The sequence below is a fragment of the Ralstonia sp. UBA689 genome (genome assembly GCF_002298975.1).
Taxonomy (GTDB): Bacteria; Pseudomonadota; Gammaproteobacteria; order Burkholderiales; family Burkholderiaceae; genus Ralstonia.
Genome location: NZ_DBMV01000021.1, coordinates 344020 through 363254 on the forward strand (window position 1 = coordinate 344020; position 19235 = coordinate 363254).

The 19235-nt window shown below is 65.0% G+C and carries 16 protein-coding genes; all 16 read left to right on the top strand.

Annotated features, from left to right (window positions below; all coding sequences use genetic code 11):
• Window positions 1-70: 70 nt before the first annotated feature.
• The 16 genes from B4F51_RS10405 to B4F51_RS10480 all read left to right on the top strand — a co-directional run bounded on the left by B4F51_RS10405 (window position 71) and on the right by B4F51_RS10480 (window position 19232).
• Window positions 71-676, top strand: a complete 606-nt coding sequence (locus B4F51_RS10405; RefSeq protein ID WP_296225225.1) for a TetR/AcrR family transcriptional regulator — start codon at window positions 71-73, stop codon at window positions 674-676.
• Window positions 673-1455, top strand: coding sequence for an enoyl-CoA hydratase/isomerase family protein (locus B4F51_RS10410; protein ID WP_296225227.1), 783 nt, complete (start codon window positions 673-675; stop codon window positions 1453-1455). Before B4F51_RS10405 ends, B4F51_RS10410 begins: the two co-directional genes overlap by 4 nt.
• Window positions 1456-1528: 73 nt before the next feature.
• A complete protein-coding gene (locus B4F51_RS10415; protein WP_296225229.1) occupies window positions 1529-2728 on the top strand; it encodes a substrate-binding domain-containing protein in 1200 nt (399 codons plus the stop codon).
• Window positions 2728-3531 (top strand): ABC transporter ATP-binding protein, encoded by an 804-nt coding sequence (locus B4F51_RS10420; protein ID WP_296225231.1) that lies wholly within the window; start codon window positions 2728-2730, stop codon window positions 3529-3531. The genes B4F51_RS10415 and B4F51_RS10420 overlap by 1 nt, the downstream gene beginning before the upstream one ends.
• Complete coding sequence (locus B4F51_RS10425) at window positions 3524-4261, top strand: ABC transporter ATP-binding protein (protein WP_296225233.1); 738 nt, start codon at window positions 3524-3526, stop codon at window positions 4259-4261. The genes B4F51_RS10420 and B4F51_RS10425 overlap by 8 nt, the downstream gene beginning before the upstream one ends.
• 44 nt (window positions 4262-4305) lie before the next feature.
• Entirely contained in the window at window positions 4306-5337 is a 1032-nt protein-coding gene (locus B4F51_RS10430; protein WP_296225234.1) for a branched-chain amino acid ABC transporter permease, read from the top strand.
• Window positions 5338-5353: 16 nt separating this feature from the next.
• Window positions 5354-6430 (top strand): branched-chain amino acid ABC transporter permease, encoded by a 1077-nt coding sequence (locus tag B4F51_RS10435; RefSeq protein ID WP_296225236.1) that lies wholly within the window; start codon window positions 5354-5356, stop codon window positions 6428-6430.
• A 14-nt stretch (window positions 6431-6444) separates the two neighbouring features.
• On the top strand, window positions 6445-7992 hold the full coding sequence (locus B4F51_RS10440) for an acyl-CoA synthetase (RefSeq protein ID WP_296225239.1): 1548 nt from the start codon (window positions 6445-6447) through the stop codon (window positions 7990-7992).
• A 57-nt stretch (window positions 7993-8049) separates the two neighbouring features.
• Complete coding sequence (locus B4F51_RS10445; protein ID WP_296225241.1) at window positions 8050-8958, top strand: MaoC/PaaZ C-terminal domain-containing protein; 909 nt, start codon at window positions 8050-8052, stop codon at window positions 8956-8958.
• A gap of 72 nt (window positions 8959-9030) precedes the next feature.
• On the top strand, window positions 9031-11199 hold the full coding sequence (locus B4F51_RS10450; protein WP_414706735.1) for a 3-hydroxybutyrate oligomer hydrolase family protein: 2169 nt from the start codon (window positions 9031-9033) through the stop codon (window positions 11197-11199).
• Between the two features lie 157 nt (window positions 11200-11356).
• Complete coding sequence (gene clpB, locus B4F51_RS10455; protein ID WP_296225243.1) at window positions 11357-13945, top strand: ATP-dependent chaperone ClpB; 2589 nt, start codon at window positions 11357-11359, stop codon at window positions 13943-13945.
• Between the two features lie 304 nt (window positions 13946-14249).
• Entirely contained in the window at window positions 14250-15284 is a 1035-nt protein-coding gene (trpS, locus tag B4F51_RS10460) for a tryptophan--tRNA ligase (RefSeq protein ID WP_296225245.1), read from the top strand.
• A 152-nt stretch (window positions 15285-15436) separates the two neighbouring features.
• Complete coding sequence (locus tag B4F51_RS10465; protein WP_296225247.1) at window positions 15437-16447, top strand: sulfate ABC transporter substrate-binding protein; 1011 nt, start codon at window positions 15437-15439, stop codon at window positions 16445-16447.
• Between the two features lie 30 nt (window positions 16448-16477).
• Window positions 16478-17098: an NADPH-dependent FMN reductase gene (gene ssuE / locus B4F51_RS10470; RefSeq protein ID WP_296225249.1), complete on the top strand. Its 621-nt coding sequence runs from the start codon at window positions 16478-16480 to the stop codon at window positions 17096-17098.
• 104 nt (window positions 17099-17202) lie between these two features.
• Window positions 17203-18204: a sulfonate ABC transporter substrate-binding protein gene (locus B4F51_RS10475; RefSeq protein ID WP_296225251.1), complete on the top strand. Its 1002-nt coding sequence runs from the start codon at window positions 17203-17205 to the stop codon at window positions 18202-18204.
• 5 nt (window positions 18205-18209) lie between these two features.
• A complete protein-coding gene (locus B4F51_RS10480; protein ID WP_296225252.1) occupies window positions 18210-19232 on the top strand; it encodes an aliphatic sulfonate ABC transporter substrate-binding protein in 1023 nt (340 codons plus the stop codon).
• The last annotated feature ends 3 nt before the right edge of the window (window positions 19233-19235 follow it).

The following is a 19235-nucleotide window of genomic DNA, read 5'->3' on the forward strand; positions in this document are numbered from 1 at the left end:
TGAAACCTGAATCAGTCATCATGTTTTTGCGGGCGCGATTGTGATGTTGCGCCCGAACAGTGAGGTATGAATGTCCCAGGCAGATTCCGACGTTTCCCAACCCAAGACCGCGCGCGGCCAGAAGACGCGCGAGTCGCTGCTGCGCGCCGCAGAAAAGGTGTTTGGCGAGAAGGGCTACTACGCCGCGTCGATCTCCGAGATCACGCAGGAGGCCGAAGTCGCCATGGGCACCTTCTACCTGTACTTCAAGGACAAGGAAGACGTGTTCCGTGCGCTGGTGGCGCACATGCTGGAACTGGTGCGCGGGCATCTGCGCAAGCATGTCGCGGCGGCCAGCTCGCAGATCGAAGCCGAGCAGCTTGGCCTGAAGGCGTTCCTGTCGTTCGTCTCGCGCCACAAGAACCTGTACCGCATCGTGCTGGATTCGTACTCGGTGGACGAGAGCATCTATCGTGGCTATTTCCAGGTCTTTGCCGATCTGTACAGCCGCCGGCTCGGCGATGCCGAGGCACAGGGCGAGATCGCACCGGGCGATGCCGAGGTGCGGGCCTGGTGCCTGATCGGTATCAGCAATTTCCTCGGCATGCGCTACGCGCTCTGGCAGAAACCGGAATCGATGGACAAGGTGGTCGAGGCCGCGCACGACCTGATCACGCACGGGCTGGTGGCGCGATGAACATGCCGGCCAGCGAGCTTGCTCTGTTCGAGCGTATCGGTGGCACAGCCATCGTGCGGCTGAATCGCCCGGCAAGGCATAACAGCCTGGTGCCGGAATTGCTTGAAGGCTTGCTGGCTGCGCTTGACAGGGCCGAGGCGGATTCGCAGGTCGAGGTGGTTGTCCTGACCCACGCGGGCCGCAATTTTTCCACCGGCGGCGATGTCGAGGCGCTGGCTTCGCAGGGCAATGCGCTGCCGGCCTATGCCGACCGTCTGCTGGAGTTGTTGAACCGGACGATTCTGCGGGTGAGCGCGCTGCGCTGTCCGATCATCGCAGCGGTGGAGGGCTGGCTGACCGGTGGCTCGCTGGGGTTGGTGCTGGCATGCGACATGGCCGTGCTGAGCCATGACGTGCGCATTGCGCCGTTCTACACCGTGGTCGGCTTCAGCCCCGACGGCGGCTGGACGGCCATGCTGCCGCAGCTTGTGGGCACGGCGCGTGCCCGGGCCTGGCAACTGAACAACACCACGCTGACGGCCGAGGAGGCCGGCGCGCTGGGCCTGGCCGCACGCGTGGTTGAATCGGGGCAGGCCGAGCACACGGCCATGGCACTGGCGGTGGGCATACAGGACAAGGTGCGCGGCAGCGTGGCGCAGACCCGCGCATTGCTGCGTTGGGATTCGCAGGCGCTGGCGGACGGTCTTGAGCGCGAGCGCGCCGCCTTTGTCGCGCAAATCCAGACGGCGGAGGCGGACGCCGGCATGCGAAGGTTTTTAGATAGAGGCAAGCGCACATAGGGCCACCGCCTCGGACGCAGCCTCAGCAGGATTCCACCCCATAAGAACAGCGGAACCACCGAAGGAGACAACGATGCAACGTAATCGCACGGCCATTCGTGCAGCAATCCGTGCTGCAGCCCTGGCTGCCAGCCTGCTGGCAGTCGGCAGCGCGCTGGCCAAGGACATCAAGATTGCCCACGTCTACGATAAGACCGGCGCGCTGGAGGCCTACGCCAAGCAGACGCAGACCGGCCTGATGATGGGCCTGGAGTACGCCACCGGCGGCACCATGACCGTCAACGGCAACAAGCTGGTGGTGATCGAGAAGGACACCCAGGGCAAGCCCGACGTGGCCAAGGCGCAATTGGCTGCCGCATACAGCGACGACCGCGCCGACATCGCCGTCGGCCCCACGTCTTCCGGCACGGCGCTGGCCATGCTGCCGGTGGCCGAGGAATACAAGAAGATTCTGCTGGTGGAGCCGGCCGTGGCCGATTCCATTACCGGCGAAAAGTGGAATCGCTACATCTTCCGCACCGGCCGCAACTCGTCGCAGGATGCGATTGCCAATGCTGTGGCGCTGGACAAGCCGGGCGTGCAGATCGCCACGCTGGCGCAGGACTACGCCTTCGGCCGCGACGGCGTGAAGGCCTTCAAGGGGGCGCTGAAGAATGCCAAGGTCGTGCACGAGGAATACCTGCCGACCAGCACCACCGACTTCACCGCGGGCGCGCAGCGGCTGTTCGATTCGCTCAAGGACAAGCCGGGCCGCAAGATCATCTTCATCATCTGGGCCGGCGCGGGCAACCCGTTCAAGATTGCCGACCTGGACCCGAAGCGCTACGGCATTGAGATCGCCAGCGGCGGCAACATTCTGCCCGCCATGAGTGCGTACAAGAACCTGCCGGGCATGGAAGGGGCGACGTATTACTACTTCGGTATCCCCAAGAACAAGGTCAACGAGTGGCTGGTATCGACGCACTACGCCAAGTTCAAGACGCCGCCTGATTTCTTCACGGCGGGCGGCATGGCGGCCGGCATTGCGTTGGTGGAAGCGCTCAAGAAGACGGGTGGCGACACCAACACCGAGAAGCTGATCTCGACCATGGAAGGCATGTCGTTCGACACGCCCAAGGGCAAGATGACCTTCCGCAAGGAAGACCACCAGGCCATGCAGTCGATGTACCACTTCAAGATCAAGGTGGACCCGGCGTTTGCGTGGGGCGTGCCGGAGCTGGTCCGCGAGATCAAGCCCGAAGAGATGAACGTGCCGATCCGCAACCACCGCTGATGAGCACAAGCGCAACTTCCCCCGAAGGCACGCCCGCGCTGGAAACGCGCGGGCTGACCATCCGCTTTGGCGGCCACGTGGCCGTCAACGCGGTGTCGTGCGCGTTCCGGCCTGGCGAGCTGACCTGCATCGTCGGCCCCAACGGCGCGGGAAAGACGACTTACTTCAACCTGATCTCGGGCCAGTTGCCACCCTCCGCCGGGCACATTCTGCTGGGCGGCGACGACGTAACACGGCTGCCCATCTCGGCCAAGACGCGCCGTGGCATCGGGCGTGCGTTCCAGCTCACCAGCCTGTTCCCGAACCTGCCGGTACTGGAGAATGTGCGGCTGGCAGTGCAGGCGCGGCTGCATCGCGGGCTGGACCTGTTCTCGGTGTGGAGCAGCCACCGCGCCATCCGCGACGAGGCGATGGCTTGCCTTGCGCGCGTGGCCCTGGCCGACAAGCGCAGCCAGACGGTCGCATCGCTCTCGCATGGCGACCAGCGCAAGCTGGAGGTGGCCATCCTGCTGGCACTGCAGCCGCGCATCTTCATGTTCGATGAGCCGACCGCCGGGATGAGCGTGGACGAGGTGCCCGTGATTCTCGACCTGATCCACGAGATCAAGCAGGACAAGACCAAGACCGTGCTGCTGGTCGAGCACAAGATGGATGTGGTGCGCTCGCTGGCCGACCGCATCATCGTGCTGCACAACGGCACGCTGATGGCCGATGGCGATCCGGCGGAGGTCATTGCTTCGCCCATCGTGCAGCAGGCCTATCTGGGCACGGCCGAGCCGACTGCGGAGGTGGCCCATGGCTGACATACACACTGCGCCGATTCTGCGTCTGACGGACGTACAGACCCACATCGGGCCGTATCACATCCTGCACGGCGTGAGCTTCGAGGTGCCGCGCGGCGGCGTGACCATGCTGCTCGGGCGCAACGGCGCCGGCAAGACCACCACGCTGCGCACCATCATGGGTTTGTGGCAGGCGAGCGCGGGCAAGGTGGAGTTCGACGGCGTCGATATCGCGCGCCGCCATACGCCGGCCATCGCCCAGCTCGGCATTGCTTACGTGCCGGAGAACATGGGCGTGTTTGCCGACCTGACCGTGGCCGAGAACATGCGCCTGGCCGCACGCGGCGGGCCCGTCGACGAAAAGCGGCTCGACTGGGTCTTCCGCATGTTTCCGGCGCTCAAAATCTTCTGGCACCAGCGTGCGGGGGTCCTGTCGGGTGGGCAGAAGCAGATGCTCTCGGTGGCGCGCGCCATCATCGAGCCGCGCAAGCTGCTGATCGTCGACGAGCCGACCAAGGGGCTGGCGCCGGCCATCATCCAGAACATGATCGCGGTGTTCCGGGAGCTCAAGCAGACCGAGGTCTCGATCCTGCTGGTGGAGCAGAACTTCCACATGGCCAAGTCCGTGGGCGATACGGTGGCCGTAATGGATGACGGCAAGGTCGTGCACACCGGCCGCATGGCTGCCCTGGCCGAAGACGAAGCGCTGCAGCAGCGGCTGCTCGGTCTGTCGCTGGCGGCGCATCAATGAACGGCCTTGGCATGGAACCGCAGCGCTCCACGGAGCCAACACAGATGACGATTTCCTCAACCTCGCTCGGCGTTCCCGCGGCACCCGCCGACCTGCCGAAGGTTCGGCTCGACTGGACACCGCTTGCGCTCGCACCGCTGCTAATGCTGGTAGCGCTGCCGCTGGTCGGCAGCACCTCGACGTGGCTCACGCTCACCATTGCCGGGCTGGCGATGGGCATGATCATTTTTGTGGTGTCGTCCGGCCTCACACTGGTGTTCGGGCTGATGGACGTGCTCAATTTCGGGCACGGTGCCTTCATCGCGCTGGGGGCGTACGTGGCGGCTTCGGTATTGCTGCCGATGCAGGCCTGGGTGGAGGCCGACAGCCTCGCGCTCAACCTGGGCGTGTTCGCGCTGGCCATCGTGGCGGCCATGGTGGCGGCCGGTGCCGTGGGCCTGTTCTTCGAGCGCGTGGTGGTGCGTCCGGTGTACGGCCAGCACCTCAAGCAGATCCTCATCACCATGGGCGGCATGATCGTCGCCGAACAACTGATCAAGGCCATCTGGGGCGCCGAGACCATCGCACTGCAGGCGCCAGCCACCTTCCGAGGCGCCGTGCTGCTGGGCGACGCGGCCATCGAGAAATATCGGCTCATTGCCGTGGTGCTGGGGCTGGTGATCTTCGTGGCGATGCTGCTGGTGCTCAACCGCACGCGCATCGGCCTGCTGATCCGCGCCGGGGTGGAAAACCGCGAGATGGTGGAGTCGCTGGGCTACCGCATCCGCCGGCTGTTCATCGGCGTGTTTGTGGTGGGCGCGGCGCTGGCCGGCCTGGGCGGCGTGCTGTGGGGGCTATACCAGGAGAACATCACCGCGGCGATCGGTTCGCAGGTGAATGTGCTGATCTTCATTGTCATCATCATCGGCGGGCTGGGCTCGACCACGGGCTGCTTTATCGGCGCGGTGCTGGTGGGGCTGATGGCCAACTACACCGGCTTCCTGTTCCCGAAGGTGGCGCTGTTCTCGAACATCCTGCTGATGATGCTGATCCTGCTGTGGCGGCCGCAGGGTTTGTATCCGGTGGCCAAGCGTTGAACGGAGCGAGTCGACCATGATCCGAATGCTTTCCGGTGATCTGCCCCGCAGCCGAACGCTGACCGTGCTGCTGGTCATCATCCTGCTGGCGCTGCTGTGCGCGCCGTTTCTGTTTCCGGGCGCGCGTGCGCTCAATATGGCGGCCAAGATCTGCATCTTCGTCGTGCTGGTGGCGAGCTACGACCTGCTGCTGGGCTATACCGGCGTTGTGTCGTTCGCCCATACGATGTTCTTCGGCATCGGCGGGTATGGCGTGGCAATTGCCATGTCGAACATGGAGCCGGGGTGGGGCGCCTTGCTGGTCGGCACGCTGGGCGCGGTGGTCGTGTCCGCCGTGCTGGCCTTTGTGATCGGGCTGTTCTCGCTGCGCGTGCGGGCGATTTTCTTCGCGATGATCACGCTGGCGGTGGCCACCGCGTTTGCCACGCTGGTCTCGCAACTCTCAGAGTGGACGGGCGGTGAAGACGGCCTGACCTTCAAAGTGCCCGAGATCTTCACGCCAGGCTTCTCGCTGGGCGATGCCGAATGGTTTGGCGTGCCGCTCAACGGCAAGCTGCTGTCGTACTACTTCGTGCTGGTGTGCGCGGCGGTGCTGTTCCTGATGCTCCTGCGGCTGGTGAACTCGCCGTTCGGGCGTGTGCTCCAGGCGATTCGCGAGAACGACTTCCGCGCCGAGGCCATCGGTTACCGCACGGTGGTTTACCGCACGGTATCGACGGTGCTCTCGGCCGTGTTCGCCACGCTGGCTGGTGTGCTGATGGCGCTCTGGTTGCGCTACAACGGACCGGACACCTCGCTGTCGTTCGAGATCATGGTCGACATCCTGCTGATCGTCGTGATCGGCGGCATGGGCACGCTGTACGGCGCCATCATCGGTACCACGCTGTTCCTGCTCGCGCAGACCTATCTGCAAGACGTGATGAAGCTCGCCAGCGATGCCACGGCCGCCGTGCCGCTGCTGTCCAACCTGCTGCATCCGGACCGTTGGCTGCTGTGGCTGGGCCTGCTGTTCATCCTCAGCGTGTACTACTTCCCGCAGGGCGTGGTAGGGCGCTTGCGCGGCAGTCACGACACGCACGAGATCGCGTCATAACGGAGACTCCCGCCATGTACGTCGTCGATTGGCTGCACAAGAACGCCCAGCACACGCCCGACAAGGTGGCGCTGGTCGATGTCGACTCCGGCCGCCGCGTCACCTACCGGCAGTTCGATGAACGCGCCAGCCGCTTTGCCGAAGTCCTGACGCAGCAACTGAAGCTGGCACCTGGCGCGCGCGTGGCGGTACTGGCGCACAACAGCGCCGCGTATTTCGAGATGCTGTACGGCTGCGCCAAGGCCGGCATGGTGATGGTGTGCCTGAACTGGCGCCTGCCGGTGGCGGAGCTGCTGCCGATCCTCCAGGACTGCGCGCCGGATGTGCTGGTGGCTGGCGATGGTTTCCACGACGTGGCGGCTGACCTGAACCTCGCAAGATCCATGCGTGCCGTGCTCTACCTGGCCGGTGACAAACCTGTCGGTGCACCCGCCGGCTGGATCGAATTCGAGGCGGCATTGGCCTCCGCCTCCGGCAACGTCATCGAAATGCCGTGCCGCGACGAGCACGAAATCTGGCACCTGCTCTACACCTCCGGCACCACGGGCCGCCCCAAGGGGGTGATCCAGACCTACGGCATGGTGTTCTTCAACGCCGTCAACGCCATGCTCGCCAACAAGATCACGCGCGATGACGTGTTCCTGAGCGTGCTGCCGTTCTTCCATACGGGCGGGCTCAACCTCTACGCCAATCCCGTGCTGCACGCGGGCGGAACAGTCCACATCCTGCGCCAGTTCGATGCGCAGGTGACGCTCGACAAACTCGACCGCCGCTCGGGCGAGGGCATCACGATGTTCTTTGCCGTGCCCTCCGTGTACCTGTTCCTGAGCCAGCATCCGGGCTTTACGCAGGCGGATTTTTCCGCCATCCGCAACATGTCTGCCGGCGGCTCGCCGGTGCCGCAGCCGTTGCTGCAGGCGTACCTGGATAAGGGCGTGACGATCTGCTTCGGCTTCGGCATGACGGAAACCGGCCCGACCGTGTTCGTCTGTGACGAAGCCACGGCGCGCCGTAAGATCGGCACCATCGGCAAGCCGGTCGGCTCGATGCTCACACGCGTGGTTGACCCGCTGGGCGCGGACGTTGCCCCGGGTGAACGGGGGGAGCTGCTGATCAAGGGCCCCGGCGTCACACCCGGCTACTGGAACTTGCCCGAGGCCACGGCCGCCGCCATCCATGACGGCTGGCTGCATTCCGGCGACATCGCCTACGTGGACGATGAAGGCGATTACTACATCGTCGATCGCGCCAAGGACATGTTCATCTCCGGCGGCGAGAACGTGTACCCCGCCGAAGTCGAGAACGTGCTCTTTCAACTGCCCGGTGTGGCCGAGGCCGCCGTCATCGGCACGGCCGATACACGCTGGGGCGAGGTGGGCGTGGCGCTGGTGGTGATGCGCGATGGCGCGACACTCGATGCCGATGCCGTCATCGCCCACTGCAAGGCGCGCCTGGCGGGCTACAAGGTGCCGCGCCACGTGCGCTTTATCGATGCCTTGCCGCGCACGCCGTCGGGCAAGGTGGAAAAGCACAAGTTGCGCTCGCAGTTTGCCGCGCACTGAAGTGACGTGCCCGGAGTGTACCGGGCGCGTCTTCAACATATCCCGGAGGTTTCATCCATGCAGCCCCACAGCCTGCGCGTGCTGACCCAGGCCGATTTCAACCGCTTTGCCGCGCTCTCGCGCGACGACAACCCCATCCACTGCGATCCCGAGTTCGCCAGCACCACGCACTTCGGTGCGACCGTGGCGCACGGCATGTTCCTGTTCTCGTTGCTCTGCGCGCAGATGACGCGCAGCTTCCCGCAGCCGGTGCTGCCCGTCGCGCAAACGTTGATGTTTCCGCGCCCGACGTTCGTAGCCGATGGCGTGGCGGCCGTGCTGAGGCTGCAGGAGTCACCCGGGCCGCAGCAAGTTGTGCTCGATACCGAGATCCGCTGCCTGCAGCGCGGGCTCGACAGCGTGACCGACCTCGATGCGCAGGTGACCGCGCACGGCCAGGCAAACCTGATGCTGGATGCCGACGCGATTTCTCTCGTCGCCCAGGCAGTTTCTGCGCAGGCAGGGCAGGTGGAACAGCCTGCGGGGGATGCCGCGCTTTACCACCTGCGTGTTGGTCAATCCGCGCAGGCAACGCGCACGTTCAGCACTGTCGATATCGATGAATACGCCGCGCTGGCAGGGGACAGCAACCTGTTCTATACCGACGCTGTGTTCGCGCGTTCGCGCGGCTTCGATGGCGCGCTGGTGCCGTTGCCGTTGCTGGCCGGCATGTTCTCCGACCTGCTCGGCACGCGCTTGCCTGGGCGGGGAACCGGCTGGATGAAGCAGGCGCTGCGTCTGTGCTCCGCCGCCGTGGTGGGCGAGCCGCTCACGGCTTCGGTGCGCATCGCGCGGCTGCGTGCCGACAAGGAGCTGGTCAATCTCGCCACCGACGTGCGTGGTGCTGATGGCCAAATCGTGGTGCAGGGTGAAGCGCTGGTGCTGGTGCGCAATCTGGAAGACAAGCGCCCGGAGCTGGCGGCCTAGCAGGCAACGCATGTTTGGCAGTCTCGTTGCAGTTGAATGTTTCGCACACAACATCAAGAACAGGGAGACGGTATGACAACGATGCAAGGGAAGGACCCTAGCCGGCAATGGTTGCGTGGCACGCTGCTGGCGGCGATGGCAGCGGCCGGCGCGATCGGCCTGACCGGTTGCGGCGGCAGCAACGACAACAACAACGCGGGAGGCAACGTCAAACCGACGTTTGTCGGCGCCGTGACGGTCACGCACTTCGACGGCGCAAGCGACGATCTGCTGACGGCCGGCCTGGGCGCCTCGGGGCTGGCCTCGGCCACCGCGCCGACGGTCGCCACCCCGACGGCTCCGACCGCCGCCGAACTGCGCCGCCTGGCGATCTACAACAACTACCGCGCACTGGTCGATACCAACGCCAAGGGCGGCTACGGCACGCTGTACGGCCCGAACGTCGATGCCAACGGCAACGTCACAGCCGGCAGCGGCATGGTGCCCGGCGTGGAATACGTCACCTATTCCGACGACGGCTCCGGCCAGCAGAACGTGGTGCTGCTGATCCAGATCCCGGACGCCTTCGACCCCGCCAACCCCTGCATCATCACGGCCACATCTTCGGGCTCGCGCGGCATCTACGGTGCCATCTCCACCGGTGAGTGGGGCCTCAAGCACAAGTGCGCGGTGGCCTATACCGACAAGGGCACCGGCGCCGGCCCGCACGACCTGGCCACCGACACCGTGCCGCTGCAGGACGGGACGCGCACCACGCGCACGGCGGCCGGCAGCAAGGCGCAATTCGCCGCACCGATCACCAGCACCCAACTCGCCGCGTTCAATGCAGCCACGCCAAACCGGCTTGCGTTCAAGCACGCGCATTCACAGCGCAACCCCGAGAAGGATTGGGGCCTGTTCACGCTGCAAGCCGTGCAATTCGCGTTCTGGGCCATCAACGACAAGCTGCTAGGTGCTGCTAACGCGGTCAACGGCAGCCCGCTGCCGGTGCGCCCGGACAACACCATCGTGATTGCCTCCAGCGTGTCGAACGGCGGCGGGGCGGCCATTGCCGCCGCCGAGCAGGATTCGAACAACCTGATCGACGGCGTGGCGGTGGGTGAGCCCGGCCTGAACCTGCCGCCCTCGGCCAACGTGCAGGTGCAGCGCGGTGGTGTGACGCTGCCGGTGAGCGGCAAGCCGCTGTTCGACTACGTGAGCTACGCCAACGAGTTCCGGCTGTGCGCGGCGTTGTCGGCCAGCGTGTCAGGCGCGCCCGGGCAGTCGTTCTTTGCCGCCAATATCGGTTGGCCCGCCAGCGTGCAGGCCAACCGGTGCGCGGCGCTGCATGCCAATGGGTTGCTGAACGCTGCCACCGCGGCTGCGCAGGCTGACGAGGCCCTGCAGAAGATACACACCTACGGTTGGGAGCCGGAATCCGATCTTGTGCACGCCTCGATGGCGTACTTCGAGGTCGATCCGTCGGTCGCCACCACCTTCGGCAACGCCCTGGCACGTGCCAGCGTGCTCGACAACCTCTGCAACTTCAGCTTTGCGGCGGTGGATGCGTCCTTCCACCCGACCACGGTCAACGCCACGGCGCTGGCGCAACTGGCCGCCACCGGCAATGGCATCCCGCCCACCACAGGTGTGCAGTTGATCAACAACCTCGCGCAGGGTGGTGCCACACAGAGCAAGCAGTCGGTGGACTCATCCGGCACGCAGGCGGCCAACCTGGACGGCGCGCTGTGCCTGCGCAACCTGCTGACCGGCGGCGACGCCACCTCGCAGGCGCTGCAGCTCGGCTTGTCGCAGACGCTGCGTACCGGCAACCTGCGCGGCAAGCCGGCCCTGATCGTGCAAGGGCGCAGCGACGCCTTGCTGCCCGTCAACCATGGCGCCCGGCCGTATCTGGGGCTCAACGCCCAGGTCGATGGGAGCAGCAAGCTCGCTTACATTGAAGTGATGAATGCGCAGCATTTCGATGGCTTTATCGACCTGGTGCCCGGCTATGACACGCTGTTCGTGCCCCTGGTGGTGTACGAGCAGCGCGCTCTCGACGCGGTGTACGCTAATCTGAAGAACGGCACGCCGCTGCCCCCGTCGCAGGTGGTGCGCACGACACCGCGCGGCGGCGTGGCAGGTTCGGCGCCAGCCATTACCGCAGCCAACGTGCCGAGCTTCACCAACACGCCGGCCGCAGGCGACCGCATCTCGGTGACGACATCGGGGAGCGTGGCGACCGTCTCTGTGCCGAACTGACCGCGCTTTCGGGTCACATGGGCGACGGGCGCGGTGAGCGCCCGTCGCCGCTTGATCTGGCACAAATATGCATCGCCCCCGGCGCTTTTGCGCTTGAAATGCGGCGGACGCTCCCTATCTTTTGGAGCAGTGAAACATTTTCCGCAAGGGGTTTTCAATGCGTTTGGACAAACTGACCACCCGCTTCCAGGAGGCGCTGGCCGACGCGCAGAGCCTGGCGCTGGGCAACGACAATCCGTACATCGAACCCGTCCACCTGCTGCTGGCCATGCTGCGCCAGCCGGATGGGGCCACCAAGAACCTGCTGTCGCGGGCCGGCGTCAACGCCAAGGGGCTGGAGGTCGCGCTCGACAACGCCATCAAGCGCCTGCCGCAGGTGCAGGGTGGCGAACAAGTACAAGTCGGCCGAGATCTGGGCAGCCTGCTGCAGCAAACCGAAAAAGAAGGCATCAAGCGCGGCGATCAGTTCATCGCCAGCGAACTGTTCCTGCTGGCCGTGGCCGACGACAAGGGCGAAGCCGGCCGCCTTGCGCGTGAGCATGGCCTCGCACGCAAGGCGCTGGAAGCCGCCATCGACGCCGTGCGCGGCGGCCAGACTGTCGGCAGCGCCGAGGCCGAGAGCCAGCGTGAAGCGCTCAAGAAGTACACCATCGACCTGACCGAGCAGGCCCGTATCGGCAAGCTCGACCCCGTCATCGGCCGCGACGATGAAATCCGCCGCGCTATCCAGATCTTGCAGCGCCGCACCAAGAACAACCCGGTGCTGATCGGCGAGCCGGGCGTGGGTAAGACCGCCATCGTCGAGGGCCTGGCGCAGCGCATCATCAACGGCGAAGTGCCAGAGAGCCTGAAGAACAAGCGCGTGCTCGTGCTCGACATGGCAGGCCTGCTGGCCGGCGCCAAGTACCGCGGCGAGTTCGAAGAGCGCCTGAAGGCCGTGCTCAACGACATCGCCAAGGAAGAGGGCCAGACCATCCTCTTCATCGACGAGATCCACACCATGGTGGGCGCGGGCAAGGCCGAAGGCGCGATGGACGCCGGCAACATGCTCAAGCCGGCGCTGGCGCGCGGCGAACTGCATTGCATCGGCGCGACCACGCTCGATGAATACCGCAAGTACATCGAGAAGGACGCCGCGCTTGAGCGCCGCTTCCAGAAGGTGCTCGTCGACGAGCCGAGTGTGGAGGCAACGATTGCCATCCTGCGCGGCCTGCAGGAGAAGTACGAGCTGCACCATGGCGTGGAGATCACCGACCCGGCGATCGTAGCGGCGGCCGAACTCAGCCACCGCTACATCACCGACCGCTTCCTGCCGGACAAGGCCATCGACCTGATCGACGAGGCGGCCGCGCGCATCAAGATGGAAATCGACTCGAAGCCCGAGGCGATGGACAAGCTCGACCGGCGCCTGATTCAGCTCAAGATCGAGCGCGAGGCGGTGAAGAAGGAAACCGACGAAGCGTCGCAGAAGCGCCTGGAGCTGATCGAGCAAGAGATTGAGCGCTTGCAGAAGGAATACGCCGATCTGGATGAAATCTGGAAGGCCGAGAAGGGCGCCGCGCAAGGTGCGGCCGCGCTCAAGGAAGAGATCGAAAAGATCAAGGTTGAGATCGCCAAGCTGCAGCGCGAAGGCAAGCTCGACAAGGTGGCCGAGCTGCAATACGGCAAGCTGCCCGAGCTGGAAGGCAAGCTGAAGGCCGCGACCGCCGCCGAGGCGAACGAGCAGAAGTTGCCGAACAAGCTGCTGCGCACACAAGTGGGCGCCGAAGAGATCGCCGAAGTCGTCAGCCGCGCCACGGGCATCCCCGTGTCGAAGATGATGACCGGCGAGCGCGAGAAGCTGCTCAAGATGGAAGACCGCCTGCACGAGCGCGTGGTCGGCCAGGACGAGGCCGTGCGCCTGGTGTCGGACGCCATCCGCCGTTCGCGCGCCGGCATTGCGGACGAGAACAAGCCGTATGGCTCGTTCCTGTTCCTGGGCCCGACGGGCGTGGGCAAGACCGAGCTGTGCAAGGCGCTGGCCGGCTTCCTGTTCGATTCGGAAGAGCACCTGATCCGCATCGACATGAGCGAGTTCATGGAGAAGCATTCCGTGAGCCGCCTGATCGGCGCGCCCCCGGGCTATGTCGGCTACGAAGAAGGCGGCTACCTGACCGAAGCCGTGCGCCGCAAGCCTTACAGCGTGGTGCTGCTCGATGAAGTGGAGAAGGCGCACCCGGACGTCTTCAACGTGCTGCTGCAAGTGCTGGATGATGGCCGCCTGACCGATGGCCAGGGCCGCACGGTGGACTTCAAGAACACGGTGATCGTGATGACGTCCAACCTCGGCTCGCAGTTGATCCAGTCGATGACGGGCGAACCGTTCGATGTGGTGAAGGGCGCGGTGTGGCAGGAAGTGAAGACGCATTTCCGCCCCGAGTTCCTGAACCGGATCGACGAGGTGGTGGTGTTCCACTCGCTCGACCAGAGCAACATCGAGTCGATTGCGCGTATCCAGCTCAAGCGACTGGCGGCGCGTCTGGCGCATATGGACCTGACGCTGGAGATCAGCGACGAGGCGGTGGCCAAGCTGGCCTCCGCTGGGTACGATCCGGTGTTTGGCGCGCGGCCGTTGAAGCGCGCGATCCAGCAGCAGATCGAGAACCCGGTGGCGCGGATGATTCTGGAGGGCAAGTTTGCGCCGAAGGATGTGGTGCCGGTGGAGTACCGCGACGGCGCGTTCACCTTCGAGCGCATCGCGCACTAAGCTCAGCACGCGCAGATGGCAGGCAAACCGTTCAGCTTCGGCTGAACGGTTTTTTTTTGTTTGCCAAACAGCGTATCGATAAGAGAGTGAGGCGCCTGTTCTTGTCACCGGCTGCGCGCCTATGGCATGATTTGAAAATGTTCTCGATCTACCCGATCCCGTTCACGTCCAATACTTGGTGGCGCTCCTGAAGGAGCGGCATCGTCACGTCTTTTTTCATGACCATGGCCGCCGCAGTCCGGCTGACATGGCGTCATGAACACCGTTTGCCCGTGCTGTGGCGGTTTCTTCCAGGAAATCCATCATGCACGACAGCAACACCTCTTCCCCCCAACTTCACAGCGAACTGACGGTACTGACCGGCGATCGGCCGACCGGGCCGCTGCACCTCGGTCACTACGTCGGGTCGTTGCAGACTCGTCTCCAACTCCAGGAAACGCACCGGCAGTTCGTGCTGGTGGCTGATACGCAAGCCTTGACCGACAACGCCCACGATGTCGACAAGGTGCGCCGCAATGTGCTGGAGGTGGTGCTGGACTATCTGGCGGTCGGCATCGACCCCGCCAAGTGCACGATCGCCTTGCAGTCGGGGTTGCCGGCGCTGGCCGAGTTGACCCTGCTGTACCTGAATCTCGTGACCGTCGCTCGGCTTGAGCGCAATCCGACTATCAAGGAAGAGATCCAGGCGCGCGGCTTCGGGCGCGACATTCCCGCCGGGTTTCTTTGCTATCCCGTGTCTCAGGCGGCGGACATCACTGCATTCGAGGCAACGGTTGTACCGGTCGGGGAAGATCAGGCGCCGCTGATCGAGCAGACCAACGAGATCGTCCGCCGTATCAACCGGCTGGCCTCGGCGGAGGTGTTGCCAGAGGCACAGGCGCTGATTCCGCCGACCGGCCGCCTGCCCGGTGTCGACGGCAAGGCGAAGATGAGCAAGTCGCAGAACAACGCGATCCCGTTGTCCGCATCGCCCGACGCCATCCGGGATGCGGTCAAACGCATGTACACCGACCCGGATCACCTGCGCGTGACGGATCCGGGCAAGGTCGAGGGCAATGTCGTCTTCACGTACCTTGATGCGTTCGATGCAGACCGTGATGAGGTTGAGCGCCTGAAGGCGGCGTACCGCGCGGGTGGCCTCGGCGACATGGTGCTGAAGCGGCGCCTGGAGGACATCCTGCAGGCGCGGATTGCCCCGATCCGCACGCGGCGCGAGGCGCTTGCCCGTGATCGCGGCTACCTGCTCGATGTGCTGCGTGAGGGAACGGCGCGCGCCCGGGGTGTCACCCAGGACACGCTGGACAAGGTGCGCAGGGCGCTGGGCACGTTTTCGCTTTGAATGCTGGCAGGGGTCGCGCCGCGGCGCTTTGCTGGTCTCCTTATGCAAAAAACGATGAACATTCACTGAAACCATTCGTTCCCCGTAGAAGGGGCGCTCGGTAGTCTTGCTCCTATCCGAAATCAACAACTTTCAGGAACGGAGCCAGCAAGATGATTCGAAAGTTTGTGTTCAACGCCATTGCGGCTGCCATCGTGGCGGGGGGAACCGTGGGCGCGCATGCGGCTACGACGCTGCTGAACGTGTCGTATGACCCGACACGCGAACTGTACAAAGAGATCAACACCGAGTTCGCCAAGAAGTGGAAGGCCGAAACGGGTGAGGACATCACCCTGCGCGCCTCTCATGGCGGCTCGGGCAAGCAGGCCCGCTCGGTCGTCGACGGGCTGGAAGCCGATGTGGTGACGCTGGCGCTGGGCTACGACATCGACGCGATTGCCGAGCGCGGCCTGACCGCCAAGGATTGGCAGAAGCGCTTGCCGAACAACGCCTCGCCGTACACGTCGACCATCGTTTTCCTGGTGCGCAAGGGCAACCCGAAGGGCATCAAGGACTGGAGCGACCTGGTCAAGCCGGGCATCGCCGTCATCACGCCCAACCCTAAGACGTCGGGCGGCGCGCGCTGGAATTACCTCGCTGCATGGGCGTATGCGCTCAAGCAGCCCGGCGGTTCGGACGCGACTGCCAAGGACTTCGTGCAGAAGCTCTACAAGAACGTGCCGGTGCTCGATTCGGGCGCGCGCGGTGCAACCACCACCTTTACCGAACGCGGTATCGGCGATGTGCTGATCGCGTGGGAAGACGAGGCCCTGCTGGCCGCACGCGTGGAAGGCAAGGACAAGTTCGACGTGGTCGTGCCGTCCATCTCCATCCTGGCCGAACCGCCGGTGGCCGTGGTGGACAAGGTGGCCGACAAGAAGGGCACGCGCAAAGCGGCAGAGGCTTACCTCAAGTTCCTGTACACGCCGCAAGGGCAGGAGATTGGCGCGAAGAACTTCTATCGCCCGACCGATCCGGCGGTGGCCAGGAAGCACGAGAGCGAATTCCCGAAGGTGAAGCTGGTGACCATCGACGACACGTTCGGTGGCTGGCAGAAGGCGCAGAAGACGCACTTTGCCGATGGCGGCCAGTTTGATCAGCTTTATCAACCCGGCAGCAAGTAAGCCCAAACGCGACAACTGGTGATCCGCATCATGCAAATCCTGACCATCTCCGGCAGCCCCTCGGCGCAATCGCGGTCTGCGCGCCTGCTGGGCCATGTGCGCGCGCAGCTCGAACGCGCCGGCGAGCGGGCGGACCATCTGGACCTGCGCAGCCTGCCGGCCGATGCACTGCTGGGCGCGCAGGCCTCCGACCCCGCCATTGCCGATGCGGTGGCGCGGGTGGAAGCGGCCGGGGTGGTGATCCTTGCCACGCCGGTCTACAAGGCGGCTTATAGCGGGCTGCTCAAGACCTTCCTCGATTTGCTGCCACAGAGCGGGCTGCGCGACAAGGTTGTGCTGCCGATTGCCACCGGCGGCAGCCTCGCGCATACGCTGGCGATCGACTATGCGCTGCGGCCGGTGCTGAGTGCTCTGGCGGCGCGTTCGATCCTGCCGGGCATCTTTGCCGTCGATGCGCAGATCGTTGTCTCCGACGATGGCCTCATCGTCGACCCATCGCTGCAGCAGCGCCTCGATGACGGCGTGGAGCGCGTGCACCAGGCCTTGGCACTGGCACGGCATCCGGCCGTGGCGCAGGTGATCGTCTCCAGCCGCAGTGCGGTACGTGCCGCCACGCTGGCCGACGCCGAGCGAATGCGATGTCTGGCGTGATGCGCTGAACGCGCCGCCACGCCGTTGACGTTTCCCGTTGTTGTCATGCCGCGCAGCGCCTGCGCGCGGCTCGTGCCGCCCCTACACACTAGATCGACATCGTCATGAATACGCACTCGCCCTTGCGCAGGGCTCTGAACATCGCCGCCACGCTGCTCGCCACGCTGGGCGCATTTGGCACCCCCACGGCCTTTGCCAACAGCGATACGCCTCCGCCGACCGCCGCCAAGCAGCTTCGCATCGGCTACCAGAAATACGGCACGCTGACCGTGCTCAAGGCGCGCGGGACGCTGGAAAAGCGCCTGGCCGCGCAGGGCATCGAAGTGAAGTGGACGGAGTTTCCGGCCGGCCCGCAGTTGCTGGAGGGCCTGAACGTGGGCGCCATTGATTTCGGCACCACGGGTGAGGCGCCGACGATTTTCGCGCTGGCCGCTGGTGCGCATCTGGTCTACGTCGGCAATCAGCCGCCCGCGCCGGCCGCTGAAGCCATCATCGTGCCGAAGAGCTCGCCGCTCAAGAGCGTGACTGATCTGCGCGGCAAGCGTGTCGCCCTGAACAAGGGTTCGAACGTGCACTACCTGCTCGTCAAGTTGCTGGAGAAGGCCAATGTGCCTTACGGCGAGATCCAGCCCGTCTACCTGACCCCCGCCGATGCACGTGCCGCCTTCGAACGCGGCGCCGTTGATGCCTGGGTGATCTGGGACCCGTTCTTCGCTGCCGCAGAAACTCAGCTTGGCGCACGCGTGCTGGCTGATGGCACGGGCGTGGTGAATAACTCGCAGTACTTCCTGGCTTCAAAGGGCTACGCGGCTGCCCGGTCGGACGTGCTGAATATCGTGCTGGATGAGCTGAAGAAGACCGATGCCTGGGCGGTTGCCAACCCGAAGGAAGTGACGACCATCCTCGGCCCGCAACTGGGCCTGGAGCCTGCGGTGGTGGCGCGCTCGGTTTCGCGCATTGCCTATGGCATCCAGCCGGTGAGTGGCGAGGCACTGGCTGATCAGCAACGCATTGCCGATACGTTCCACGCGCTCAAGCTGATCCCGCGCCCGGTGAAGGTGGCGGATTCTGCGTGGCAACCCACGACGCAACAAGCGACGCGGTGATTGCCATGACGATCAATATTCAACGCCGCCGTCTGTTGAGCGCTTCCGTGGCGGGCGCGTCGCTGGCAGCGCTGGGCCCCGTCGCGCACGCCGCCAATGCGACGAGTGCACCGGCGGGCTTGCCGAAGGTCACACCGCCTGCGCAGTTGCGCATCGGCTTTCAGAAGAGCGCGGTCAACCTCGTCATCGTCAAGGAAATCCGCGCGCTGGAGCAGCGCTTTCCCGACACCAAGGTGAGCTGGCTGGAATTTCCCGCCGGGCCGCAGCAGTTGGAGGCGCTGTCGGCCGGCAGCCTGGACCTGGCCATTACCGGTGACACGCCGCCCGTATTTGCGCAGGCGGCGGGCAAGGACCTGCGCTACGTGGGCGTGGAGCCGCCCAAGCCAGACAGCTCGGCCATCCTCGTGCCGCAGGGCTCATCGCTCAAGACACTAGCGGCACTGAAAGGCAAGCGCATCGCGCTGCAAAAGGGTTCTAGTGCGCATTTCCTGATCGTGCGCGCCTTGCAGAAGGGTGGGCTGACGTTCTCCGACATTCAACCCGTGTACCTGACGCCTGCTGACGCCCGCGCCGCCTTCGAGCGCGGCAGCGTCGATGCCTGGGGCATCTGGGACCCGTACTACGCCGCCACCGAACTCGCCATCAAGCCGCGCGTGCTGGCGACGGGGCGTGGGCTGTCGTCCAACAACTCGTTCTACTTCGCGCCGCGCGCCTTTACCGAGCAGCACGGCGATACGCTTGCCGCGATCTTTGCGGAGCTTTCGCGTGCCGATCGGCTCGTGCAGGAGAACCGCAAGGAAGCCGCGCAGCGCATCGCCGATTTCTCCGGTTTGTCGCTGGCAACGGTGCACCTGTTTCTGTCGCGGCGCCCGCCGTCGCCGGTGCGGCCGGTCACGCCCGAGGCGATTGCCGAGCAGCAGCGCGTTGCCGACGCTTTCCACGGGCTGGGGCTGATTCCACGTGCGGTCAAGCCGGTCGAGTTGGTCTGGCATCCGACCCCGGCGCAACTGGCGATCGCCCGCACCTGATCC